Raw genomic sequence first — 24,712 nt, 5'->3', positions numbered from 1 at the left:
AATGACACCGACCGACCCTCAATTTTCACCAGGCCTAGTCAAAACAGCTTTGGCGGAGGTGCTTCAACCCCTGATCAATCAGGCCATTGCCTGGGACACCCTTCAGGGCGAAGCCTTTTTGCCCTGTGCGGAAAAAGTGGTGCAAACCTCTTTTCGTGATCTGGGCCTCTCCGTGTTCTGGACGTTTCACCCCAACCCGGATCATGTCCCCGATCAGAATCCGGCCGGAGAATTTGTGGTGCAGACGCATTTGATGGGTGAGGCCGATGCCCACATCCAGACCGACTTTTTAAGCTGGCTCAAAAAAGGCCCGGAGCAAGGGACGTCGACACAAACCCTGTTGGGTGATAAGGCACTGGCCCGGCAGTTTCTCACTGCCCTTGGCGGACTGTCGATCGACTGGGAAGAGCAACTCTCACATTTAACCGGCGATTTAATCGCGCATCAGGCGGGCGAAGCCGTGCGCGGTGCACGCGAACAGACCCGCTCCCTTCAGGAAAAGGCCTGGACCACATTGCGCGAATACCTGCAATTTGAACTCAAGCTATTACCGCTGCCGCATGAAGTGACGCAATTTGAAACAGACGTCAACGAACTGGCTCAGCGCGTCGATGCGCTCACCCATCGCGTGGAAGCGTTGATGGCCGATCAAATGCAACCCCACATTCAACCCTGAGGGCCAGTGATGGCGCCCGGAAACCGACTCACTTATTTCAACACCGGTCTTTCATGAACGCACTTAAGCAACGCCTGCATCAATTTCACCGCATGATCCGCATCAATCAGGTGCTGACCCATTACCAGATTGATCGTCTGATTCTGGCGCATACCAAGTACGCCTGGCTGCTCTGGCTTAACAAGCTCCTGCCCTGGAACTGGCGGGCGACGCATTCCGGCGGTCGTGGCGAGCGTATTCGTCTGGCGCTGGAAGCACTGGGCCCAATTTTCATCAAACTGGGCCAGGCCTTGTCCACCCGCAAAGATTTATTGCCCGATGACATCGCCACCGAATTGCGCAAACTGCAAGACGACTGCCCGCCGTTTGACGAACAGACCTCGCTGAAAATCATTGAAGACGGGCTCAACGAACCGATCGAAACCGCCTTCGCCAGCCTCAACCCCGTGCCCATGGCCTCGGCTTCCATCGCTCAGGTGCATGCGGCCACCTTGCCTGACGGGGCTGATGTGGTGGTCAAAGTGGTGCGCCCCGACATTCTGCCGGTGATTCGACAGGATGTGGCAATTATGAAAACCCTGGCCGGTCTGCTTCAGGCGGCCATCAAGGACAGTCGCCGTCTGCATCCGGTCGAAGTGGTGGAAGAGTTTGAAAAAACCATTCTGGATGAATTGGACATGATGCGCGAAGCCGCCAATGCCGCCCAGCTCAAACGCAACTTCGACGGCTCTGACCTGCTCTACGTCCCGGAAATCTACTGGTCACACACGCATGACCATATTCTAACCATGGAGCGCATTCACGGCATTCGCATCAGCGAGACCGATCAACTGGAAGCCGCCGGCATTGACCTGACCGAGCTGTCGGCCAAAGGCGTGACCATCTTTTTCACGCAGGTGTTCAAACACAACTTTTTTCATGCCGACATGCACCCGGGCAATATTTTTGTCCTGCCCGATGGCCGTTATGCCGCGATTGATTTTGGCATCATGGGCACGCTTAACCCCGAAGATCAGCGTTACCTGGCGGAAAACTTTCTGGCCTTTTTCAACCGCGATTATCTGAAAGTCTCCGAGCTGCACATCGAATCAGGCTGGGTGCCGGCCGATACCCGTGTTAATGAACTGGAATCGGCGATCCGCTCTGTGTGCGAACCCATCTGGGACCGCCCGTTGAAAGACATTTCATTCGGCTTGTTTCTGATGCGCCTCTTTCAGACGGCGCGACGTTTCGGCATGGAAGTCCAACCGCAACTGGTGTTGCTGCAAAAAACCCTGCTCAACATCGAAGGGCTGGGGCGCCAACTGGACGACGAACTGGATCTGTGGGACACCGCCAAGCCCTTTCTGGAAGACTGGATGCAGGAACGCGTGGGCCTGAAAAGCCTGGTCAAAAACAGTCGTCGCAACCTGCCTTTCTGGATTGAGCAGGCCCCAAATTTACCAGGCCTGGTGCACAGCAGTCTGCAGGCCCTGTCGCACGCCGATTTTGCCGGGCAATCCCAACGACTGGCCGATCTGGAACGCCAACTGGCGAGACAAGCCCACCAACAACGCCACCGCTGGTTCGCCAGCGCCCTGATCCTGGCCGGTTTGATCCCGATCTTATTCGGACATCAACTACAACCCAGTGCCTACACCCAAAGCGAGTGGTTGCATTGGACCCTGATCGCCGTGGGTGCGATCATCGCCTGGCGAGGCAAATAAACCAAGCGCCTTCCACCATTGATGGACAAAAAAAGGCCTGCAAAAGCAGGCCATGAACGCAAAACAAACCAACCACTTAGAAAACGGCTGTCAACTGTAATGAGATACGATCATCAATCGAGTCCAAAATTCGATTGACCGTGTCATTTGAGTTGGGGGCGTCAATACTGCGGATTTCATAGTTGGCTTTGAGGGTAGTCTTTTTATTAAAGAAGTACTGTGCGCCGAGCGTGGTGGTTTCAAACACGCGTTTCGCACCCGCTCCACCCGTGCCGTTTTTGTCCGTACCGCTGTTGAGTCGATCGTAACGCACATCCAGCTCCACATTGGACATCGGGCGATACCCCAGGCTGACGTAATAACCGTCGGCTTTTTGATCCGGCAACACGGTAAACGTCGCTCCATCGTCGGGCGTCCCGGCACCGGTCGTCCCCCCATAGATCATTCCGTCGGCCGTCATGTACTCAGCTCCCAGTCGGTAGGTACCGTCAAAATAAGTGGTCCCTACACCCCGACGTGTACGATCCTCGTCGGTGTCCGCGCCAGACGAACTGGGGGTACCGTCGTTGTAACTGCGTTGACCGGCTTGATTCCAGGCATAAAGCTTAAACCCATGTCGACGAGGCCCTTTGGAGCTGCCAAAAACTTTTTCGGTGGAGGCATAGAGATAGGTGTCACGATTTTGATCGTTATCCGTATACGCCAAACCGGCCCCGTTTCCGATCATGACCGCGTAACTGGTCTCCCATCCCCCAAGATTGAATGTATCAAAAACCTGCACCCCGGTATCCCGAAAGGCGCCGACCGGCCCGTTTCGCCCGGTATTGCCACTTTGATAATCGAACGTTCTTTCCAACAACAGGCGGTTGGTCGCATTGGAAAAGTTGTTATAGTTGGCAACAAACGCGGCCTGCAACCCTTCTTCTGACCCTGGGGTTTTGAACAGGCCAACGCGCACACGCGCACCGGGAATATGATTCAAGGTCACACTGGCGTCCGTCAATTGCCCCTGCGAAGCACCTTCACCGGTCGTGACGCCATTGTTGCCCATTTCTGCCAGCAGAAAATAATTAACCTTTTTGTCTAATGGCAGATTATTCCCCCGCACCCCGATTCGGGCACGTTTGACATTGAAACCGCTGGGCGTATCCAACTGCGGGGCCATTTGGTTAAAAGCGGCAGACTTCCCGGCATAAGGCCCGGCTTTCAGCTTGGTGTCATCGGTCTGTTGATAATCCAGTTGCACAAATCCCCATAGTTTGGCCCTTGGCGCTTGATCGGCCCGTTCAGTGCCCTGCAGCATCAACCAGTTGGTGGCCTGAGCTGGCGACGTAAAGCAAGCCGCCATGACAGCAGCGGGGAGTACTTTGGTCAAAAATTGTTTCTTCATAAGCCTCTTCTCTAATCGTTATGTTGTCTTTTTTAAATCCTGTGGCTTCCAGCCTGAGCGGTTTTAGGGTTTCAATATCTGATAGCCCGCTGCATTCAGTTGCAAAATACGTGCGGCGCCAGCGGGCACCACGCTCACCCCTTCGATCAGAGGAGGCTTGCTTCCCAGAATTTTGGTAAAATGCTTGTGCGTATTGGCACAACCACTGAAACGAACCCCGACGTCCATGAGCGATTGAATGCGAGCCGTGTTGGCATTGCCTTCCAACATCAATCGCAAACCCGGTCCGAACGCGACGATTTCCAAATCTAAATCACCTGCGTCATAGTGCTTCATCAGGTTGTTGGCCACGTTCAACACCAACGTCTGCTTGAACGGGTTAGGATCACTGATTTGCAGGACGACCTTGTGGGTTGCAAAAGTCTCCGGCAACGGGGGTTCTTGAGCGGCCGCCACGACATTGGCTGAGAACAGCAGTGTCGCGAGCCAACTCAAAATGAACAGGTTTACTTTCTGTTTGAACACGTTTTATTTCCTCCAGTTTTGATATGAGGCTATCAACAGCACTCCCCCCAACAACGCAAATCAACACGACTTTATTCCAACTTTCTTGCATGATTATTTCTATGAGTAAATAACGCCTGTTTATTTCATAAAACAATTATATTCTTATAGACAAAACAAGCACTTGTGGCGGGTTGGTCTTTCTCCTATGATGAAAAAAGGAGGGGTAAATGATTAGCCACTGGGTAAAGTTAAAAACCAACCAAGTCAAATTGAATGCTGTGCTTGAATCGCATTATGCTGACCTTTACCGTATTGCTTACGCTTGGAGTCGAGATGAGTCTTTGGCACAAGATTTGGTACAAGACACAATGGTGAAGTCATTGCAGAAAGCCGATCAACTGACCTGCTTTAACAGCGTTGACCGTTGGTTATGCAAAATCATGCATAATCTGTTTTATGATAATTGTCGGCATAATGCCCGCTGGCAACATGTGACGGTTGCCGAGGTAGCCGAACATCAGATGAAAACGGAATCATTGGAATCACAATACATTCGTAAGCAGGCTGTTGAAACCATTCACGATGCCATGGGAAACCTGCCTGTTGACCAACGGGAGGTGATCGCTCTGGTTGATCTGCAAGGCTTTTCATACCAGGAAGTCGCGGACATCATCGATGTGCCCGCCGGAACGGTCATGAGTCGACTGTCTCGCGGCCGGGAGAAACTGAAAAAACTGGTGACCAACGAGGGGTCACAGCCCAAGTATCAAGACAACGTGGTCGTTTTAAAAAAGAGTCGCACGAAATGACAGAAAAACAGAAAACGACATCGCAGGAAATTCATGCGTATTTAGATGGAGAACTCTCGTCGCATGAGCGCCAGCGTTTTGAGAAAAACATGGCGCTGGATCCCGCTCTGCGAGCAGAAGTCTGCGAGCTTCGAAAAATCAAACAGCAGATGCTGGAGCACTACCGCCAAGTGCCGGTGCCGCCGAGTGCGCGCTCAAAAAAGCCTTACAGAGTGTCTTATTGGGCAACGGCCGCTTCGGTGCTAATCGCAGTCACACTTGGAGGGGTCTGGTGGGCGAATGCACCCACATCCGGTCATGAGTTCAGCGGCTCTTCTTTGGTGAAGACTGACGCATCCAACTCTCGGATTTTGTTGCACATTGATTCCAATCAACCGGACAGAACCCAAGCCCTCTTGCAAAAAGCCAGTACACTTTTGCAAGCAAACAAAACGAACGAGGACGTGCCGCCAATACAGATTGAAATCGTTGCCAATGACAAAGGGGTGGATTTGTTCGAACAGGACAACCAGAACCGGGAAGCCATCATTGGTTTATTGGCGCAATATGACAACCTGAAACTGATTGCTTGTCAGCGCGCTTTGGAACGCCGTGCGGCCAAGGGCGAATCCATCAAACTGATTGATGGAGTGAAAGCGGATAAACCGGCGATTGATGAAATCGTCCATCAAATGCAACAAGGCTGGTCCTACTACAAGTTCTGACCACAGTTATACGGCGCAATGGACGGGCGTCAAGGCGTGCCGGGTTTTGCCACAAACTAACCAGGCCTGGTTGTTTTGATCACCACCATTCGGTCAAATGACTCTGCGAAGCACCGCATTATTAACGCCTGTTCTGGTCAACCAAAAAACCCGGCATTAGCCGGGTTTTTGGTCACAGAATTCATTGAAAGCGCTATTACTGGCGCACCCCTTCCACGTGCAACATTAAATGGACTTCGGTGGAAGCGGGTCCCAGATCTTTTGTGATGTCAAAATCCGCCAGTTTCAGGGTCGTGCTACCTTTGAAACCACTGCGATAACCACCCCAGGGATCTTTGCCTTCGCCCACTTTCTGAGCGTCAATCACAATGGCACGGGTCACGCCATTCAAAGTCAAATTGCCCTCAATGGTCATCTCTTTACCAGTTCCGCTGATCGCCGTGCTTTCAAATACAGCTTTAGGGTGATCGGCCACACTCAGAAAGTCATCACTGCGTAAGTGTTTGTCACGTTCCGCATGATTACTGTTCACACTGGCGGTGTCGATGCTCACTTCGACCCGACTGTTGGAGAGCTTATCTTTGTCGTACACATAGGTGCCTTCAAACTCATCAAACCGCCCCGTCAGCCAACTGTAACCCAGATGCTGAATCTTAAAATTGATGGAGGCATGCATGCCTTGGGTGTCGATCTGATAAGTAACCGGGTCGGCCTGGGAAACAGCGGCCACAGTCATTCCGGCGGCCAGAGCCATTGTTTGTAAACGTTTCATCATTCAACTCCTTGCTTTGGTGAAAATGGATCAATAAGGTTGAGTGTTCAACATGCGTTTCAACGTACAGTCTTTGTCCACAAAATGATGTTTCAGCGCCGCCACAGCGTGCATAACGACCAGTGCTAATAACCCATAGGCAAGCCACTGGTGCCACCAACCCGCCCAATCGGCTTGTTGCTCAAACTGCCAGGGCAGCGCGGCAATATGAAACCAATCAAACACCGACACAGGCTTGCCTTCCGCGGTCGAGATCAAATACCCCGTCAGCCCGATCAACAATACCAGCCCATACATCATAAGATGGCTGGCATGCACCGCCGCGTGCATCCATGCTGCCGGCAGATTTTCAAATCGCTTGGGCACACAGGAGATTCGGTGCCAGATCCAGCGAACAACCATCAACCCGACCAACACCACCCCCAATGATTTATGCACCCAGGGCGCTTGGTGATACCAAGTGGAATAATAATCAAGGGTCACCATCCACAGCCCCAGAAAGAAAACGCTCAACACACCCAAAGCGATCACCCAGTGCAATGCAATGGTCAACCAGCCATAATGGTGAGACGAATTTTGTAACGACATGTCAACAGACCCTCGTGACGACCTAGCCATAAGCTTAGTTCAATCGACTGGCCGCACATACCGGCCACAGTGCAATTAACCGTTGCGCAAACCAGAACAACAGGACTTAAATGAACAGAAACACAAAGAGAGAGGGAGTCTAAAAAGCGTTAGGACGGAAAATAGGCTTGGTGACCATACGACACAAAGTCATACCATTGGATGACATTGACCACAAAACCAGCCAGAAAGGTGCACTGTTGCCAAGGCAGTGAAACATTTTGAGTAACGATTCTCGTATTTCTATCTGTTGGCACCCGTCGTCTCAGCTCACACAGGGCGAGCGAGGCACGACCGATAGGACCTTTAACCGATGCGTGTCAACCAATAGTGGCTGAAACCGGGAATGATCAGATTATCACTGAACACGTCCGGCTGATGCCCACTGATCTGATCTTCAATACGCTGATAGCCATCCAACTGCCAGTGCGGCCCCACTTGACTCATGTCCAGATGCTGCGGCTCGGGATGAAAGTTAGCCACCACCAACACGCTGTGTCGGTTTTGGTCCAAGTCATAGCGTTCGAACACAAACAGATGCGGGTTGTCGGTTTCGATCAGAGAGCGGTTATTGAAATCGGCAAACACATCGATCTCTTTGCGCACCGAAATCAGATGTCTCAGCCCTTCAAAAATACGGTTTTCGACCGTACCGGTCTCAAAGCGCCGTTCCAGCTTCTGCCAGTCGATGATGGGACGATGCACCCAACGATTGTCTTCCATTTTATAAGGGTCCTGAAGATAGGCATCGTCATTCAGCGTGCCCACTTCATCGCCGTAATAAAGCAGCGGAAGCCCCCCATAAGACAGGGTCAAACCATGCAGAAGTAAAATCTGCGCAATCGCGTCCTCAATCGCCTTGGGGTCCTGCTGTTCCAGCGCATACTGCAACCCGACCAGACTGGCCAGCGACCCGGAAATTCGGGTATCACCGGTTTTGGCATTTTGCCCGAACGGCAGCCCGCGCGCATGAGAGTGGTCGAACCGGCCGGTGAAATAATCCACCAGAAAACGACGGTGTCCGCTGGGATCATATCCCACTGCAGCGATGTCACTGTCATCAAAGCCCAGGCCAATGTCATCATGACAACGCACATAGTTGAGCCAGGTGGCCCGGTCCAGCTTGGAGGGCAGACTTTTCATGCCCTGATTGAGCAGTCGCGCATTTTTGGTGGCGACTGCATCCCACATCAGTGCCATAAACGTCGCGTTGTAGGCAATTTCGCATTCTTTGGCGATCACCGCATCCTCGCCGAAATATTTTGCCACTTCACCCGGCGCGACAATGGCCTCAGCGATGAATAACACGCCTGGAGCGGTGACCTGACAACAGTCTTTCAACAGCTGCAAAATCAAATGCGCTTCACGCTCATTCTGCGACGCCGTGCCGATTTTTTTCCATAAAAACGCCACCGCATCCAGTCGCACGATGTCCGCGCCTTTATTGGCCCAGTACAGAATCACATCCAGCATTTCGATGAACACCGCCGGGTTGGCGTAATTCAAGTCCCACTGATAGTCGTTAAAGACCGTCATCACCCAGCGCTGCATGTCTTCATCCCAGGTAAAATTGCCGGGCGCGGTTTCGGGAAAAATCTCCGGCAGACTCTGCTCGAACATGTCCGGGACATTGCGGTTGGAGAAGGTGTAATAATAATCCTGATACACCGGGTCACCGGCTTTGGCTTTCTGCGCCCATTCATGCTCGTCCGAGGTGTGATTGAGCACCACATCCAGGGTCAGTAGCATGTCGTTTTGGCGCATCTCATAACTCAAATGCGCCAGGTCATCGAGCGTGCCCACGCGCGGGTCAATCTCACGAAAGTCACTGACCGCGTAGCCCCCGTCACTGCTTCCTTGCGGGCATTGCATGATCGGCATGACATGCAGCAGATTCACCCCCAGTGACTCCAGGTAGGGCAAATGCTCGCGCACGCCGTTCAGATCATCGGCAAAACCGTGTGCATAGAGCGCCATGCCCACCCACTTCTGGCTCAGGAACCAGTTATGATTGTCTTCGCGCTCGATGTCACTTTCACGCAAGGCTTCCGGGCGTTCAATGTACTGACAGGCCATGGTTTCAACCAATTTCTGTGCCTGTCCCTCAAAATCCTTGCGATGACCGTAGAGCCGATAAAACAATGAATGGATCGCATAAAAATTGGCCCCCAGACGGGTATAAAAATGGCGCAAATCTTCCTTGTAAATTTCGGGGCGAATGCGATTGAGAATGTCGTTAAGCAGTGAGTGTGCAACCGGTTCGTACATAGTGATTCCTATGTTTTAAGCCCTTTAAACAAACAAAGGGCTCGTTTTATTTGGCGTTATGGACCGACGAAAAGCATCCGTTCAATGGTTTTTTAACCAGGCCTGGTAAAAGCGCGGATCGTGACTGAGCGCGCCCTGGATTTGCACGACCTGACTGGCAAATTGTTGCGCTCGCTGCAACGTCTGCATCCAGGGCCATTCTTCCAGCAACCCAAGCAGGACCACCGAGGTAAACGCATCCCCGGCACCGATGGTGTCCTGAATTTTCTCACTCGGCAACGGCTCGGGCGTGACCCGGCTGAGCTGGCCGCTTTCATCCATGCCCAGCGCCCCATCGGCGCCCAGGGTGACAATCACGCCTTTAAGGCCAAAACGCTGTTTGAAGTCGCCCAGCGCCGTTGCCGGGTCCTGTGTGAGCCATTCGGACTCGCCGCCCAGCTCGATGAATTCCTCGTCATTGAGCTTGACCCAATCCGCATCCTTGAGCCAGCCCCGAACCAGCGCCGGATCATACCAGGGCGCGCGCAGGTTCACATCCACAAAAATATCAAAATCCCCCGCCGCTTTCAGCCGTTCCAACGCATGACGCGACGGCGCATCGCGCAACGCCAGGGTGCCATGATACAAAATGCCCGGATGCGGACTGTGCACCGCCTGGTTCAGCAGTGCGGTTACATCCACCGGCTCAATGCGGTCATAGGCCACCGGATGCATGATCTCATAGTGAGGTTGGCCCTGATCGAGGGTCACCTCCACTCGCCCGGTGGGCAAATCGTCATGGGTGGTCACCGCCGTCTGCGACAACGACCATTCATGCATGGCATGGCGAACCTGCTCCCCCATCGCGTCCTGACCGATGGCGCTGACAAAGCGTGGATGCAGCCCCAACGCCTGAGTATGCCAGGCCACATTAAAGGGCGCACCGCCCAGCAGCGTCTGTCCGTCCGGCAGACAGTCAAACAACACTTCTCCAAATATCACCAGTGCCTGGTCGTCACTGTGTGCGCTTACCATGATGCGCCCCCTTCGTTTGCATCCCGGATGACCCGGTCATCTCTGAAAAATCAGCCCCGGCCCGCTTAAGCGCGTCATGCGCCGCGGGCACAAAATGCCAGACGCCCTGCAGCACCCCATCGGCATAATACCCGCAACGGTGGTCCAGCGCGTGCGAACATTGGGACTCGGCCAGATACAGCTGCGCCTGGCGCCGGGTTCTGGCCGCCAGTCGTGCTGCCTCGGCGCGGACCGATTCCGATGCGTTGGCCACCAGCACGGATGGGATGTCGCTTTCCATCACGGCCAGATCATTGCCGGAATCCCCGGCAAACACCCGTTCCGATTGGCCGATGCCCTGACGCTCACACAAAAACAGCAATGCATCCAGCTTATTGGCTTCACGCGCGAGAATGTCCAGCAGCCAGACGTCCTTTTCATGATCAAAACTCCAGATCACGCTGACGGCCAAGCCCAAATGCGCCAAATGGTTTTTGATTTCCTGCACCAGTGGCGGCATGTCGGCGTCGGCGGCCACATAGTAGCTGTGCTTGAATGTCTTCTGGCGCGCGGCTTCCTGAGGGACCAGTCGCGTCCAGGCTTTTAAATGCTGATCAATGCGCGCAAACGCCTCCGGTGGGCAGCTTTGGGCCAAATGTGCGTGCCAGTCGGCCAAAATACGAGGCCCCGTCTTGGCATCATAAGCGTACATTTGAGCGCCCACATCGGTGATCACAAAATCCGGCAAAGGCAGATGATATTGGGCGATGGCCGCTTCCACCAATCCGATGTCACGCCCGGTCACATAAACCAATTGCACCCGTGCATCGTCACAAAACACCTGAAACCGTTCACGGGCGCCCGTCGCTTCCACGACCTGGCCGTTGGGGATCACCGTCTGGTCCATGTCGCACGCCAGCAACAGCTCCCAGATGCTCATGCCGGGTGTCCTTCGGTTGACGCTTCATCGGCTTCTTTTGGGTCCATACAGGCCCCAAAGAAATCATAATAATCCAGAGCCTCCAGAATGCCTTGCTCAAAGGCCGACTCAGCGTAGTAAATACGATCGATTTCGGCCAGATTGGACAGTTCTTCATGGTGACGGTTGGCCACTACGGCCGCAAGCGGGTTGCCGCGCATCATATCTTCATCCGCCCCGGCGCCGCCGGCAACAAAGGTTTTGGCCAGCGGCACCTGCCAACGGTCCATCACATAGCGCAGTGCCAGCCCTTTGGAGGCACGAATCGGCAGAATGTCGATGTAATGATCAAATGACAACTGCACATGCACCGACTGCTCCGCTTCGTACAAGGCTTTTTTGATCTGATCGAGCGAAATCTTGCTCAGATCAACGTAATAACTGAGTTTGAAGTGACTCTGTTCCAGTCGGGGCTGGCGCACCAGGCCTGGTAATTCTTGCATCACAGCCCGCACCCGATGCGGGGTCCACTGATAATCAATATGCGCCAGCCAGGCCTGGTCGCGCGTCAGGTTGGGGGCATAACGAATGTCGGTGCCGCCACTGCTGATCAACACATCCGGCTCACTCATGCCATAGGTTTTCATCAACTGCAGCGCCGAATCATAACGACGGCTGGTGGCCACCACATAGAGGGTACTCTGACGATGCGTTTTCAAACGCTGCATCAGTGTTTTGATCGCCTCGCGATCCCCGACCAGATTCTGATCCAGGCTGGTGACAAACGCCCGCTCGTGATAAAGGCCCTGACGTCGCACAATCGGCGGCCGTTCCAGGCGTTGATTGTTTTTGACCAGCGGCTCGATCAGCTGCATATAGCTTTCGGCGTGCGCCTGCCATGAATAATGCTCCGTCACCCCGGCCAGCCCCTGAGACACTTTGTCGGCATACAATGCCGGGTCTTTGAGCAGCTTTTCAATCGCGCGGGCAATGGTTTCCGGCGCCAACGGATTAATCAGGTAGCCGTTGTGACAGTTGTCCAAAATGTCACGCGGCCCGCCATCTTCGGTCGCGACCAGAGGCAACCCGCTGGCCGCCGCTTCAATCAACGTCAGACCAAAAGGCTCGGTCAGGGCCGGATTGACAAACACGCCGTTTGAGGCCGCGGCAATGCGATAAATTTCCGGAACCTGGTCACGCTGATGATGCTTGGGCAACGCCACCTTGCCGTAGAGGTCGTAACGATCCATGGCCAGAAACAGTTCGGTGAAGACCTGTTCGGTGGCATCGTCCATTTCTTCCAGATCGTCGCGGTTGCCCGCAATGATCACCAGATTGGCATGGGATTGAAGCCATTCGGACTGTCCATAGGCTTCGACCAATGAAACGATGTTTTTACGTCGATCCGGGCGTGACAACGCCAGAATCATCGGCCGCTCAGGTGCCACCAATGATCGGGTCAGATACGTGCGCAATTCGGCATCGATGGGATCCCCCGATCGCACCGGGTGAAAATCTTCCAGGTTTGTGCCCGGCGGCAACACCCGCATCTGATTGGGCTGGTAATAGTCATAGAGCGCGTATTGCTCTTCAATTTCCTGACGGGTGCTGGTAATCACCCGCTCAGCCACTGCCAGCGTCATTTCTTCGGCTTCAATCCGCCGGGACATGTTGTAGGTTTCTTCAATCTGTGGCGCGCTCAGACCGCTGGCGAGCAAGCGGGCCCGTTTGACGCGTCCCAGTGAATGCCCGGTATGAATCAATGGCACGCCTAATTGGCTGGACAGATGCTCGCCGACATAGCCCGCGTCGGCATAATGTGAATGGATTAAATGCGGGTAAAACGACTGCTGTTTGAGATGGGAAAAGGCATTGTCGACGAAGGCGTCCAGATGATCCCAAAGCTGTTCTTTGGGCAAGTATTCTTCCGGGCCGGCATCAATGCGCACAATATTGAATTGGTCAGAGACTCGCTCAATCGGCTGGGCGTAGTCATCGGATACGTCCGGATCCACCACCCGCCGGGTCATCAAATCCACCCGCGCCACCTCCGGGCGCTCGGACAGAGCCTGAGCCAGCTCCAGCACATACAAGGTCTGTCCGCCTGTGTCGGCATCGCGCCCCAATTCCAGATCACGTCCACGAATCAGACCGTGAACACTCATCAACACCAAATACAGTTGTTTCATGATGCCTCATTGATTGAATGACATGGAGTCCAGTGCATGCAACTCTATTTCATCCTACCACAAGCGCTTAATCCTCAAAAGACGCAGACCAAAGAGGTGACAAAGGCGGTGCCTGAGTCAGTGCCGTCTTCAGAGCCTGCTGCAAAGCGGGCAGCGCCTGATCCTGCCCGACCAGCCCGCGTCCCTGACGTTGAAAAGACCAGGTGGCCAAGGTTTGTTCTGCGGTGCGCCAATCCAGTTGCATCTGACAGGTCAGAATTTCAAACCCGTGGGCCTGGCGACGGTTCAGACTGGTTTGAATCGTCAGCCCCGCGCCCTCCGCTTGAAAGGGGGGCCAGACCGAGGTCAGCCCCAACTGAGAAAAAGCCTGTTCCAGCGCGGTTCGACCACCGGTGGTGCCGCACAAGGTGCTCGATGAAAAAATGGAGACAGAACGCTGCGTTAACAACGTTTGCGTCGCTTCGCGCCAGCCTTCTAACTGAGCCCGATCCGCGGCAAGATCGTGCGTGGGGTCAATGGCCTGAAGCCAGCGTGCGGTTTGCCACCAGTGCGACCAGTCAGCTTGTAAAGACAACCGAATCCAGACTTGTCTCAGCCAGTCGTCACGTGAATGAATGCGATCGGTCGCACGCACCGATTGCAACCAGACTTGCCGTTTGCGCTCATGTTCCGCCGACAAGGATTGATACCATTGTTCTCGGTCCACCGCCAACAACAGTGCCAAGCGACCATCGGCCAGGCGCTGGGTGGCGCGCACCTTATGACCGGTCACGGTCAGCGGCGGAGTATCCAGTGTCAGTGTCTGCTGACTGTGGTGGCGTTGCCAGTCAAAGGCACCGCGCCAGACTTCCTGATGGGATTCAAACCGCGAAGTCACGGTGACCGCGACGTTGCGAGCGATCCTTGCCAGGGCATGTTCCAGAGCTTGGGTTCGGTCCGCTTTGACGGCGGTGGCATAAAAATAACGTGGGGTGTCGTCAGGTGGTTGCGATAGCCAGTCCGGCGCATCCACTGGCAAGGAAACGGTGTCCGGGCCGGAGGCAGGTTTGAGTTCAGGCGAGTGTTGACAGGCGCTGAGCCAAATCCCAAGCGCGGCGCCCAACGCCAGTCGCCCGGACCATCGAGACACTGAATTAAGGCGTGGTCTCAGCCGAATCATCTTGCAACTGCCGCTGGGCCAGCGCCTGTTTTTCAATGGCCAGATCGATGCGGATCAGGGCCGCGTTGACAACCTCATCCGGTTCAGCCAGGCGGCCATCCGCCATTTGATACAGCGCCTGAGCCGCTTTGAGGTCGCCTTGTGCTTCATGCGCCACGCCCAGATTGTAGGCCGCCACATAAGACTGTTGATGGGTGCTTTGCAACAACGTTGTCAAAATGGTCTGGGCGCGGTCAAATCGACCCGCTTCCATAAACGCCAGGGCCCGATCCAGTTGTTCACTTTGTTTTGAGGAATAATCCATTGCCGGGTCCGACAGAAGCTCGATCGACACTGAGCGGTAATGCGGGGTCATATCCCGAACAAATCGCTGCGCCAACTCATCGGCCAACTGTTGCAAGCCTTGTCCACGAGTGGGCAGGGTATTGGCACTGTCACGACAGTGATGCCATTCGCGACGGGTCTGATAGGTTTGCGCATGCAAAATTTCGGCTTTGGCCACGTCGGTCACACGCAGGCTGGCGCTCAGACTCATATGGCGAGCCGTACACCAGACCCGAGCCAGGTAGGTCTGCTCGCATTTTTTATCCCGACAGCGAATGCGCTCTTCATAATAGCGCTCGTCATCGCTCTCGGCCTGATTGATCCGACCCGACACCAACCCGCTGGCGCCGAGCAACTCGCCCAGTTCTACCAGTTTGTCCGACGCCAGCAGACCGCTGTGCTGAAAGCGCTGCTCCGCCAAGACCTGTTCCTGATCACGCCGGTTCACCAGCGTAAAATAACGCGCCCCATCCACTCGGCTCTGCGCCAAAGCGGTTTCCAACCGCTCGGTCAGGCCGATGCGATCCTGCTCAAGCGGCATCACGGCAATCTGACGGATTTGCTCGGCCTGTGTGACCTTGGCCGGCTCCAGCACCTGAATACTGACACTGCGCCCACAGCCTGAGAGCATCGCAACCAGCCCCACAGCCCAGAACCAGGTCAATCCCCTTTTTTGACCAGGCCTGGTCAAAATAAGCGACAAAACCCCAACCAAATCATGTTGGTTCACGCAGGGTCATCCTTTTTATCGGCCGAGTAGGCAACCCGGGGGCTCAAAGCACGGGCACCGGTTCCCTGGGTGCGAAAGAAACTGACCTGTTGCTGCATGTTTTCAGCTTCATGGCGAAGCGTCTGGGCGGCTTCGGCCGCCTCTTCCACACTTTGAACATTGCGTGCCGTGGTCTGGCCCACGCCGTCGATGGTCTGATTAATTTTCTCCACACTGGCCGTCTGTTCGTTATTGGCGGTGGCAAAATCCTGAATGAACTGATGCATGTCCACAATGACGTTGCGGATCGACTCAAACGCTTCTTCCGTCTGCTTGACCAGTTTTTCACTTTGCGTCACCTGCTCCACACTGGTTTCAATCAGCTGACGGATGTCTTTGGCCGCTTCACTGGATTTGCCGGCCAAAGAGCGTACTTCGCCCGCCACCACGGCAAACCCGCGTCCGGCCTCACCCGCACGCGCGGCTTCCACCGCCGCATTCAGCGCCAATAGATTGGTCTGGAAGGCGATCGAATCAATCAAGCCCGTAATGTCGGAAATTTTATGACTGGAGTCTGCCAGTTCTTTCACCGCGCCACTGGTTTCACGCATGACCGCGGCCCCATCGTCGACCTGCTTTTTAGCCGAATCCGCCAACTGAGAGGCTTGACCGGCGGTACCGGCATTGTGACGCACGGTTTCAGTCACCTGATCCATGGATGTGACCATTTCCTGCAACGTCTCGGCCTGCGCCTGCTCCTGATGCGTCAAAGTCTGACTGCCCTGAGCAATCTGGTTGGCCGCTTCATTGACCGTATTGGACGCCAGCATCAGCTCATCAATGACCGCACTCATTTTATCCAGCGACTGATTCATGGACGACTGCATGGTGGCCAGTTTGCCTTCATAATGCCCCTGCATTCGTTGAGACAAGTCCCCTTGGGACTGCGCTACCAATACATCCACCGCCGAGTTCACCCCAGCTTCAAGCTGGCTGAGCGAGGCGTTGACATTGTCTTTCAACCCCGATAGCTCTCCTTGCAGGTCCATATCCAAACGAGTACTGAAGTCCCCCTGTGCCAGGGCCTGCATGGTTTGATTGATGCCGGTCACAGCCTGGTGCGTGCTGCGCATGGCCGCCTGAAGATCCGTCATCATCTCGCCGAAATCACCTTCAAATTTTGCATCGGAACGGAAATCATACTGCGCCGCATTGATGGCCTTGATCGCTTTCTCAATCTCCTGAATAATGCCCTGAATGCTGTCGGCCGAAGCGTTCACCTGGTGCTTGACGGTTCCCAGATCACCGCGCGCATCGGCCACGATACGGTTTTGAAGATTGCCGTGCGACATTCCATCAATCATGTCTGATACCGAAATCATCAGGTGTTGTACCGAGGTGAGGTATTTGTTGAAACTCTGACCCATGGTGCCGATTTCGTCTTCACTCACCACATCCACCCGTGCGGACATACTGCCTTCATCCGCGGCAATGGCCAGCTTGCGGGTAAAGGCGCGCAATGGCCCCAGTACAAACATGTGCGCGCGCCAGTAGACCTGTACCAGTAAAAGGAAAAAGCCGAGCGCCATCGCTCCCTGAGCCACATAAATCATAAAATAGGTGTCGCTCAAAAGCTGCTCGAGAATGTCTTTGGGCTCGGAAATCAAATGCATGCCCAACACCCGTTCACCGCTGACATCGCGAATGGGCTGAGCCGCCACAATCTGATCATCCAAATCGGCCAGCCCTGTCTTCAGAAGACGGGACAGGTCCATGCGCTGCAAGCGCTGGGACAACGGATCATTTTCAAAGCCGGGCATCACTGCGAAGCCGTCGCTGTTTTTTTGCAACACCATATAACCGTGGCTGTTGCCCGCTTCCACGTCCGCCAGTTGCGTCATGGGCAAACTCACCACCACCGCCCCGATGGTTTTCTCGCCATAAGGCACCGGCACGACCGCCTGCAGATAACTGCCTTCGCTTTGAAATTCAATCCGGGTCAGCGGGTCTTTCGGCATGGCATCCAGCGTAATGGGCACGCCACTGGCGGCGACCTGCTTGAGGTTGCCATCAAAAATGGCAATGCCAATGCCCGCCATGTTGGCACGTTCAACGTACTGCTCATAGTTCACGTTGACGATCTGCCAGAGCACGGTTTCCTGATTGTCATACAGCCCGTAAATCACCGCCGAGTTGCCGGCAATCCCCACCGCATTGGTCAGAGCAATCTGACTGCGGCTGTCGACTTCCGATTGCAGGTTTTTAACCAGCAAGTCCCGCCGATCCTGCATTGCCCCTTCATACAGGTTGTCGGCCACCGTCTGCAGATACATCTGCAGCACCACGCTCCAGACAATCGCCATCACGATCAAAGGCAGAATCATCTTGCCCATAATCGATTTCTGCGGCAAGGGACTCCATTTGGCCAGACGCATCGACCAGGGAGAACGCAAGGCCCCATTCTGAATCACCTTACGCCCGGAACGAATGTCAGCATAAGCCTTTTCCGCCGCGGCAATCTGCTCCGCACCAATCGGGTTGCGCACCGACTTAAAGCCCACGGTTTTTCCCTGATCGACCACAGGCGCCACATTGGCCTCGACCCAGTAGTGATCGCCATTGGCACAACGGTTTTTGACATACTGATGCCAAGGCTTGCCTGAGAGAATGGTTTCCCACAGGTCCTTATAAACCGCTGCTGGCACATCGGGATGGCGCACGATGTTATGCGGGGCGCCGTTCAGTTCGTCCCAGGCGTGCCCGCTGGCATCGATAAAGGCCTGATTGGCATAGGTAATGTGTCCGTTCAGGTCTGTCTCCGAAACCAGCACATCGCCGTCTGGAATCGGGTGCTGCTTCTGAGTGACAAACGATGAATCCGACATAATCTTTCCTTCGTTAATAAACGTGGTCTTAACGCCCAAACAAGCCTTTCAGTTGATCCCCGACCTTGTCTTCGATCGCCTTTTGTGCGCCTTGCTTTAACTGACCTTGCAATTGTTTTTCCAGATTGGCCTGCATGATCGATTCCACATCCTGAAAATCACCGTTCACAGCAGACTGCGAATCAAGCAAGCCACCCAATTGATCCTGCAATGGACCGAGTTGCCCCTGCATTTTTGCCTGAAGCTGTTCTTTTAACTGGCCTTTGGCTTGCGCCATTTCCTGCTGAAAGACCTGTTTAAAAGCACCCGACAGCACCCGGTCCAGATCCGACTTGGCAGACAGAGACGGCGCGAACACACTGCCTTCAATGTCCGTATCCACCGTAAAAGCCGATACCTTCTCAAACAACGGCGCGATATAGCGCGCCACTTGTTTGGACTGGGTTTGACTCAGGTCGAAATCCACCTGGTCATAGGCCAGTGAAATCGCCGCATCCAGGTCGGTCATTCCGGTCAAGCTCACCTTGCCATGCACCGTGGCCAGGGCTTTTTTCATCACCACCGGCAGGGTGTCATCTTTGGCCAGTTGCCAGTCCGACAGTTCATAACCGGGCCAATCAAACTGCGCCTGATTCACCGGTGAATCCGGGTTCACAAAGCTGCTGGTGCCGGTAATTTTCAGTGCGCTACTCTGAGAAGCGGGGGTGGCCGCCACCTCAAACGTCACCGGCAGTTTTGTGGTGGGATGATCAAATGTCACCTGCTTGACCTGCGCCACCACACGCCCCCAGTCAATATTGGCCGAGGCGGTGATACGTTTGATGATAAATTCAGGTTGTGGGTCCTTGAGAGGAAAATCCACAACACGTCCCAGCAAACGCTCAGGTTTGGCTTCGGCCGCCTGAGCTTCGCGCTCCTCCAGCATTTGAGTCAAACGCGCCAAAAACGGTTGCGCCTTCTGATACCAGTCCAGCGCTGTCTGGGTGTATTGACGGATTTGCGGCCCGAACAGCAAATAGGTCACATTCGACAGCCCCTGACCGTCCAGAGAATACTTACTCATCAAACGGTTTAAATCCTGCTGCGGCATGGCCTTGAGCTCAGCCAAGTCGGCCTTCAGCTTCGGCAAGCGTTCTCTTAGCAAATCACGTGCCTTTTTCAGGGTTTCCCGCTTACTTTCGAGTTCTTTTTTCAGGGTTTGAAACTCAGCCAGGCGTTTTTGAATGTCGGCCGGCGACGACACTTTGGCCTGAGACAATTGTTCAAACTGCGCCTGATACTGGTCAATGCCGTCGGAAGACGGCAGCTCTTTCTGCACATTTGACCAGGCCTGCTTCAAATCCTGAATGCCTTGCTCGATCTCTTTGGCTTTTTCCATGGTTTGCAGCGATTCACGCGCCAGAATGGCCTGCGGGTCCGGCAAGGCCATATCCGGCATGGCAAAGCCTTTGTCGGACGGCTCAGAAGCCGACTTGCGGATCGCCGCTTCCGTCGTAACCGGGGTGGTGTCTTCAAGTGCGCCGGAGGTCTTGCGCGGCTGATGCAGCCCTAGCTCTGTCAAGACCAGTTCTTCAATCACCGTGCGCCCTTCCACCAGATGAAACAGGTTCAAAGAGGCACTGATACGCGCCAGTTCCAGCAGGTTTTCCATGGGTTTGTCGGGGTCGGTGACCTGCAGGTCATCCAGTCCCAAACGAATCGGGGCGACGCCAATGTCCACATCCCCAATTTCCACTTTGGCCCCCCAGGCTTTGGAAGCATAGTCTTCCAGCTGATCTTTCAGCGCCCAGGTGCCGATCCAGTAAATCAAAGTAAACACCAGCGCAAAAATCAGCGCAAACCACATCAGACCCGACCAGCGGACCCAGCCTTTGGGCGCCTTGCCTTGCGGTTCGGGTGCATTGGACTGGGTTGAATCCGTTGTGTTCATCGTATTCATTTGAGCATCCCCCCTAGCACATTGGCGCCTTCGGCGCCTTGCAGCATGCGAACCAGCTTAAAGCGCTGAGCCCAGGCCATAAAACGATGGCGATATTGGCGCACCAGCCACAGGAAGGCGACAAACGCCGGCAGGCTGATCAACAATGAGAAGACCACACTGCCGATCACCACCGTGTTGTTAAACGACAACACCTGCCAGAACGTCTGGTTATAGAAATGAGTCCAAAGCGGCTGGAGACTTTCCAGCGTCAGCAACCAGTAGCCGAAGCGATCGAACAGCGGGTCAAACAGATACGCCAGGGCCGTGAAAAACGCAAACGACACCAACACGGCCGACACATTGACCCGCAGCAAAAATATCAGCAACACAATCAATAGGTTGTGCGCAAACAACAACGGGGTAAGGCCCAGTATCATCCCCAGCACAAACGACAGCGCGATTTGCCCGGGGTATTGGTTGGCATTGAGCGCCTTGAAAAATTTGATGAACAGTGGCATGTCTTGTCTCCTGAGGGTTTGGGAATCAAACCATTTCCTGCGGGTCCACATCAATTGACCAGCGCACTTTGCGCGCCAGTGGGTGGGCATAACATTGGGACTCAATCTGAGCCAGCCAGTTGTGCAGGTGACCACGGTGCGTCCCCTGAAGCAACAGCTGAAAACGCCAGCGTTTCTGTCGTCGCATCATGGGCGCCACCACCGGACCGGCCACCGTCAGAGAGGGTTGAGTCGCCTCAAACGCCGCCGCTCCTTTTTGCATTCTAGCAGAGTTCAAACCGTTTTTAACCGCCTTTAAAAACGCCTCGGCAGCCCCCGCCTCCACCGACTCGGCGCGAATCATCACTTGATACGAAAACGGTGGCAAACGCGCGGCCTCACGCTCCTGAAGCGCCGATTGCGCAAAGGCACCATAGCCTTGCTCGACCAATCGGGTCAACAACGGATGTTGCGGATGATGGGTCTGAATCAGCACCTCGCCAGCCTGTTCACCTCGCCCGGCCCGTCCGGCAACCTGAATGACCAGCTGTGCCATGCGCTCGGCCGCCCGATAATCGCAACTGAACAACCCCTGATCCAGATCAATCATGCCCACCAGAGTGACCTTGGGGAAATGATGACCTTTGGCCAGCATCTGGGTGCCAATCAGAATGTCGGCCTCACCGGACCGAGCCTGATCGGTCAGGGCCGCCATCTGCCCTTTCTGTCGAGTGGTATCGCGATCAATCCGCAGCAGACGCTTATCGGGAAAGCGTTCTCGCATCGCCCCCTCCAGTTGCTCCGTGCCCTGACCCACCGGCATGAAATGCGTGCCGCCACACTGGGGACAGACCGAGGGCGCCGCAGCCTGAGCATTGCAATGATGGCATTTGAGCATCCGACTGGCGGCGTGCCAGGTCAGATTGGCATCGCAATCGGCGCAGTGAGCCTGCCAGCCACAATCATGACACATCAACACGGGCGCATAACCGCGCCGGTTCAGAAACAGCAGCACCTGATGCCCTTGACTTAAATGCACGGCCATCGCGGTCAACAAAGCCTCACTGACGCCCGCAATCTCCGGCTGACCGCGCACATCCAGCAATTTCAATTCCGGCAGTTGCGCCCCGGCGGCGCGTTGAGTCAGATGCAAGGCCTGATAACGCCCCAGGGAGGCATTGCGCAGGCTTTCCAGCGAAGGCGTGGCCGAGCCCAGCACCACAGGCACCTGCTCAAACTGAGCGCGGCGAACCAGTGCATCGCGTGCTGAATACCGCACCCCATCCTGCTGTTTGAATGACAGGTCGTGCTCTTCGTCCAGCACGCATAACCCCAGGTTGGCAAACGGGGTAAACAGCGCCGAACGCGTGCCCAACAGCACAGACACCTCGCCCTGGCGAATAGCGGACCAGGCACAGTGTCGCTCGGTGTCATTCAGCCCCGAATGCATCACTGCCACCGGTTGACCCAGATACGCTTCAAAACGCGCCACGGTTTGCGGGGTGAGGCCGATTTCCGGTACCAGCACCAACGCCTGCTGACCTCGCTCGATCACGGTTTCAATCATGCCCAGATAGGCTTCGGTTTTGCCGCTGCCGGTGATCCCATCCAACAAAAATGCGCCGAACCCGTCACAACCGGACACGGCGTCCACCGCTGCCTGCTGCTCTGCACTCAACACCGGATTTGGGGCCTTTTGAGACGCCGACTCAGCTGAAACAGCGCGCGCTAACGCGCAGGACATCGAGTGGGCCGTGACCCAACCCTTCTCCTGAAAGCGTTTGAGCGCTGGTCGCCACTGCGTCAATTGCGCATTCAACGTCTGCTGAGGCACAGGAGTATCGCCGGCGTGCAGCAATGCCTGCCACAATGCGCGTTGTTGATGGGCGCGTTGCGGGATTTTGCTTTCTGCCGAACGCCCTGTTTCAGACAGTCGCCAGGCAGGCTCACCGGGTGCGATGGCTGGCTCGCCCTGGCGCAGACGTTTGGGCAAGGCCGTGGCCACCACCTCGCCGATGGGCTGATGGTAATAACGGCTCAACCATTGCCAGAAACGCCGGTCCAGATCCGACAAAATCGGGGCCTCATCCAACACGCTCACGACCGCTTTGCGTTTGTGCGCGGGCACATCGCTGTGCTCGGTCAGCGCCATCACCAGCCCGACCTGAGTGCGATTGCGAAACGGCACCCGCACCCGCATGCCCGGCTGCACGGCATTACTCGCCGTATCAGCAGGCCAGTCATAATCCATGGGGCTTAAAAACGGCCCGGGCACCGCCACTTTGACAATGGTAGGCATCATTTTTGACCAGGCCTGGTGAAATCCGAACACACGCGTTTCGTTTGTCGATGACGGTTGATATCCATAGCGAGCATTTTCCATTAAAATAGCGCCAATGTCATCGGCAAAAACAAGCACAGGAGCGAAGATGAGTTATTTAAAAACGTATCCCAATCAGGAAGGCTATTTCGGAGAATTTGGTGGCGCCTTTCTGCCGCCCGAGTTGGTACCGCATTTTGCCGAAATCGAAAAAGCCTACCAACGCCTGAGTCGCTCCGCTGATTTCATCAACGAACTCAAATACATTCGCAAACACTATCAGGGACGCCCCACGCCCGTGTACTACGCGCACAATCTGAGTCGAGAAGTCGGCGCGCACATCTACCTCAAGCGCGAAGACCTCAACCATTCCGGGGCGCACAAACTCAATCACTGCATGGCGGAAGCGCTGCTGGCCAAGCACATGGGCAAAACCAAACTGATTGCCGAAACCGGCGCCGGTCAGCACGGGGTTGCCCTGGCCACAGCGGCGGCTTATTTTGGCATGGATTGCGAAATCCACATGGGCGAAATCGACATCGCCAAGGAAGCCCCCAATGTCACCCGTATGAAACTGCTCGGCGCGCAGGTCGTCCCGGTCAGTTTCGGAGGCCGCAGCCTCAAAGAAGCCGTGGACTCGGCCTTTGAATCCTACCTGGGGCAGACCGAAAACGCCATCTTTGCCATCGGCTCAGTGGTGGGGCCGCATCCGTTCCCGATGATGGTGCGCAACTTCCAGTCCGTGGTCGGTTATGAAGCCCGCGAACAGTTTCTGGAAATGGTGGGCGAGCTGCCCGATCAAGTCGGTGCCTGCGTCGGTGGCGGCTCCAATGCCCTGGGCATGTTTGCCGGGTTCATGGAAGACGAGCAGGTCGGCTTGAACGGCATCGAGCCTTTGGGCAAAGGCACCGAAATCGGTCAGCATTCGGCGACCATGACCTACGGCAAACCCGGCATGATTCATGGCTTCAAATGCATGTTACTGGCCGATGACGAAGGCAACCCGGCGCCGGTGCACTCCATCGCCTCCGGCTTGGACTATCCCGGCGTCGGCCCCGAGCACTCCTATCTGAAAACCTCGGGACGCGTCAACTACGAGGGCGTCACCGACGACGAAACCCTGGCCGCTTTTTACAAACTCTCCAGCAGCGAAGGCATCATCCCGGCGCTGGAAAGTGCTCATGCGGTGGCCTGGGCCATGAAGTACGGCCAGGACCACCCCGGCAGCACCATTTTGATCAACTTGTCCGGGCGTGGCGACAAGGACATCGATTACGTCACCGAGCACTTCGGCTTTGGTGAAACCCTCGCCGATGACACCTCAGCGCCGGCCTGAT

At 55.1% G+C, this 24,712-nt stretch carries 19 protein-coding genes; 5 read left to right on the top strand and 14 right to left on the bottom strand.

Annotation, left to right across the window (positions count from 1 at the left end; all coding sequences use genetic code 11):
- The first annotated feature begins 1 nt into the window (after position 1).
- Both AVO41_RS02445 and ubiB read left to right on the top strand, forming a co-directional pair.
- Positions 2 to 676, top strand: coding sequence for an SCP2 domain-containing protein (locus tag AVO41_RS02445; RefSeq protein ID WP_068582038.1), 675 nt, complete (start codon positions 2 to 4; stop codon positions 674 to 676).
- Between the two features lie 53 nt (positions 677 to 729).
- Positions 730 to 2,382 carry a ubiquinone biosynthesis regulatory protein kinase UbiB gene (gene ubiB, locus AVO41_RS02440; protein WP_068582036.1) on the top strand — a complete coding sequence of 551 codons (1,653 nt, stop codon included), beginning with the start codon at positions 730 to 732 and terminating at the stop codon, positions 2,380 to 2,382.
- Between the two features lie 76 nt (positions 2,383 to 2,458).
- Here ubiB and AVO41_RS02435 read toward each other — a convergent pair whose 3' ends face one another.
- Both AVO41_RS02435 and AVO41_RS02430 read right to left on the bottom strand, forming a co-directional pair.
- Positions 2,459 to 3,772, bottom strand: a complete 1,314-nt coding sequence (locus AVO41_RS02435) for a porin (protein ID WP_068582033.1) — start codon at positions 3,770 to 3,772, stop codon at positions 2,459 to 2,461.
- A gap of 63 nt (positions 3,773 to 3,835) precedes the next feature.
- Complete coding sequence (locus tag AVO41_RS02430; protein ID WP_068582029.1) at positions 3,836 to 4,297, bottom strand: DsrE family protein; 462 nt, start codon at positions 4,295 to 4,297, stop codon at positions 3,836 to 3,838.
- Between the two features lie 209 nt (positions 4,298 to 4,506).
- On the opposite strand from AVO41_RS02430, the gene AVO41_RS02425 reads away from it, so the two are divergent.
- Together AVO41_RS02425 and AVO41_RS02420 are read left to right on the top strand one after the other, a co-directional pair.
- On the top strand, positions 4,507 to 5,088 hold the full coding sequence (locus AVO41_RS02425; RefSeq protein WP_068582027.1) for an RNA polymerase sigma factor: 582 nt from the start codon (positions 4,507 to 4,509) through the stop codon (positions 5,086 to 5,088).
- Positions 5,085 to 5,792, top strand: a complete 708-nt coding sequence (locus tag AVO41_RS02420) for a DsrE family protein (protein ID WP_068582024.1) — start codon at positions 5,085 to 5,087, stop codon at positions 5,790 to 5,792. The genes AVO41_RS02425 and AVO41_RS02420 overlap by 4 nt, the downstream gene beginning before the upstream one ends.
- Positions 5,793 to 5,988: 196 nt before the next feature.
- On the opposite strand, the gene AVO41_RS02415 is transcribed toward AVO41_RS02420, so the two are convergent.
- The 12 genes from AVO41_RS02415 to AVO41_RS02360 form a co-directional block, all read right to left on the bottom strand.
- The gene (locus tag AVO41_RS02415; RefSeq protein ID WP_068582021.1) at positions 5,989 to 6,567 is read right to left on the bottom strand and encodes a YceI family protein; all 579 of its coding nucleotides are present in this window, start codon (positions 6,565 to 6,567) and stop codon (positions 5,989 to 5,991) included.
- A 27-nt stretch (positions 6,568 to 6,594) separates the two neighbouring features.
- On the bottom strand, positions 6,595 to 7,152 hold the full coding sequence (locus AVO41_RS02410) for a cytochrome b (RefSeq protein WP_068582018.1): 558 nt from the start codon (positions 7,150 to 7,152) through the stop codon (positions 6,595 to 6,597).
- 345 nt (positions 7,153 to 7,497) lie between these two features.
- Entirely contained in the window at positions 7,498 to 9,459 is a 1,962-nt protein-coding gene (locus AVO41_RS02405; RefSeq protein WP_068582015.1) for an amylosucrase, read from the bottom strand.
- Positions 9,460 to 9,540: 81 nt separating this feature from the next.
- Positions 9,541 to 10,473 carry a carbohydrate kinase gene (locus tag AVO41_RS02400; RefSeq protein WP_068582011.1) on the bottom strand — a complete coding sequence of 311 codons (933 nt, stop codon included), beginning with the start codon at positions 10,471 to 10,473 and terminating at the stop codon, positions 9,541 to 9,543.
- Positions 10,454 to 11,392 carry an HAD family hydrolase gene (locus AVO41_RS02395; RefSeq protein ID WP_068582009.1) on the bottom strand — a complete coding sequence of 313 codons (939 nt, stop codon included), beginning with the start codon at positions 11,390 to 11,392 and terminating at the stop codon, positions 10,454 to 10,456. The genes AVO41_RS02400 and AVO41_RS02395 overlap by 20 nt, the downstream gene beginning before the upstream one ends.
- On the bottom strand, positions 11,389 to 13,560 hold the full coding sequence (locus tag AVO41_RS02390) for an HAD family hydrolase (protein ID WP_068582008.1): 2,172 nt from the start codon (positions 13,558 to 13,560) through the stop codon (positions 11,389 to 11,391). The genes AVO41_RS02395 and AVO41_RS02390 overlap by 4 nt, the downstream gene beginning before the upstream one ends.
- A 67-nt stretch (positions 13,561 to 13,627) precedes the next feature.
- Positions 13,628 to 14,689, bottom strand: a complete 1,062-nt coding sequence (locus AVO41_RS02385; RefSeq protein ID WP_153003456.1) for a hypothetical protein — start codon at positions 14,687 to 14,689, stop codon at positions 13,628 to 13,630.
- A 4-nt stretch (positions 14,690 to 14,693) separates the two neighbouring features.
- Complete coding sequence (locus AVO41_RS02380) at positions 14,694 to 15,773, bottom strand: DUF6340 family protein (protein WP_068582001.1); 1,080 nt, start codon at positions 15,771 to 15,773, stop codon at positions 14,694 to 14,696.
- Positions 15,770 to 18,637 carry a methyl-accepting chemotaxis protein gene (locus AVO41_RS02375; protein WP_068581997.1) on the bottom strand — a complete coding sequence of 956 codons (2,868 nt, stop codon included), beginning with the start codon at positions 18,635 to 18,637 and terminating at the stop codon, positions 15,770 to 15,772. Before AVO41_RS02375 ends, AVO41_RS02380 begins: the two co-directional genes overlap by 4 nt.
- 28 nt (positions 18,638 to 18,665) lie before the next feature.
- Complete coding sequence (locus tag AVO41_RS02370) at positions 18,666 to 20,576, bottom strand: TIGR03545 family protein (RefSeq protein ID WP_082676443.1); 1,911 nt, start codon at positions 20,574 to 20,576, stop codon at positions 18,666 to 18,668.
- On the bottom strand, positions 20,573 to 21,076 hold the full coding sequence (locus tag AVO41_RS02365) for a TIGR03546 family protein (RefSeq protein ID WP_068581994.1): 504 nt from the start codon (positions 21,074 to 21,076) through the stop codon (positions 20,573 to 20,575). The genes AVO41_RS02370 and AVO41_RS02365 overlap by 4 nt, the downstream gene beginning before the upstream one ends.
- Before the next feature lie 25 nt (positions 21,077 to 21,101).
- The gene (locus tag AVO41_RS02360) at positions 21,102 to 23,387 is read right to left on the bottom strand and encodes a primosomal protein N' (protein ID WP_235584633.1); all 2,286 of its coding nucleotides are present in this window, start codon (positions 23,385 to 23,387) and stop codon (positions 21,102 to 21,104) included.
- A gap of 97 nt (positions 23,388 to 23,484) precedes the next feature.
- Here AVO41_RS02360 and trpB point away from each other — a divergent pair, with 97 nt between their 5' ends.
- Positions 23,485 to 24,711 (top strand): tryptophan synthase subunit beta, encoded by a 1,227-nt coding sequence (gene trpB / locus AVO41_RS02355; protein WP_068581992.1) that lies wholly within the window; start codon positions 23,485 to 23,487, stop codon positions 24,709 to 24,711.
- Position 24,712 lies beyond the last annotated feature (1 nt).

Source organism: Thiomicrospira sp. WB1, from assembly GCF_001507535.1.
In the GTDB taxonomy this organism is placed as follows: Bacteria; Pseudomonadota; Gammaproteobacteria; order Thiomicrospirales; family Thiomicrospiraceae; genus Hydrogenovibrio.
Note: the sequence above shows the minus strand (reverse complement) of the source record. Positions and strands in the feature narration are given on the sequence as shown.

What these genes read in the sequence shown, in the direction of transcription:
- AVO41_RS02395 (WP_068582009.1), bottom strand. Translation starts at nt 11,392, where the DNA reads ATGAGCATCTGGGAGCTGTTGCTGGCGTGCGACATGGACCAGACGGTG.
- AVO41_RS02435 (WP_068582033.1), bottom strand. Translation starts at nt 3,772, where the DNA reads ATGAAGAAACAATTTTTGACCAAAGTACTCCCCGCTGCTGTCATGGCG.
- trpB (WP_068581992.1), top strand. Translation starts at nt 23,485, where the DNA reads ATGAGTTATTTAAAAACGTATCCCAATCAGGAAGGCTATTTCGGAGAA.
- AVO41_RS02420 (WP_068582024.1), top strand. Translation starts at nt 5,085, where the DNA reads ATGACAGAAAAACAGAAAACGACATCGCAGGAAATTCATGCGTATTTA.
- AVO41_RS02370 (WP_082676443.1), bottom strand. Translation starts at nt 20,576, where the DNA reads ATGAATACGATGAACACAACGGATTCAACCCAGTCCAATGCACCCGAA.
- AVO41_RS02400 (WP_068582011.1), bottom strand. Translation starts at nt 10,473, where the DNA reads ATGGTAAGCGCACACAGTGACGACCAGGCACTGGTGATATTTGGAGAA.
- AVO41_RS02445 (WP_068582038.1), top strand. Translation starts at nt 2, where the DNA reads ATGACACCGACCGACCCTCAATTTTCACCAGGCCTAGTCAAAACAGCT.
- AVO41_RS02365 (WP_068581994.1), bottom strand. Translation starts at nt 21,076, where the DNA reads ATGCCACTGTTCATCAAATTTTTCAAGGCGCTCAATGCCAACCAATAC.
- AVO41_RS02410 (WP_068582018.1), bottom strand. Translation starts at nt 7,152, where the DNA reads ATGTCGTTACAAAATTCGTCTCACCATTATGGCTGGTTGACCATTGCA.
- AVO41_RS02425 (WP_068582027.1), top strand. Translation starts at nt 4,507, where the DNA reads ATGATTAGCCACTGGGTAAAGTTAAAAACCAACCAAGTCAAATTGAAT.
- AVO41_RS02405 (WP_068582015.1), bottom strand. Translation starts at nt 9,459, where the DNA reads ATGTACGAACCGGTTGCACACTCACTGCTTAACGACATTCTCAATCGC.
- AVO41_RS02375 (WP_068581997.1), bottom strand. Translation starts at nt 18,637, where the DNA reads ATGTCGGATTCATCGTTTGTCACTCAGAAGCAGCACCCGATTCCAGAC.
- AVO41_RS02415 (WP_068582021.1), bottom strand. Translation starts at nt 6,567, where the DNA reads ATGATGAAACGTTTACAAACAATGGCTCTGGCCGCCGGAATGACTGTG.
- ubiB (WP_068582036.1), top strand. Translation starts at nt 730, where the DNA reads ATGAACGCACTTAAGCAACGCCTGCATCAATTTCACCGCATGATCCGC.
- AVO41_RS02390 (WP_068582008.1), bottom strand. Translation starts at nt 13,560, where the DNA reads ATGAAACAACTGTATTTGGTGTTGATGAGTGTTCACGGTCTGATTCGT.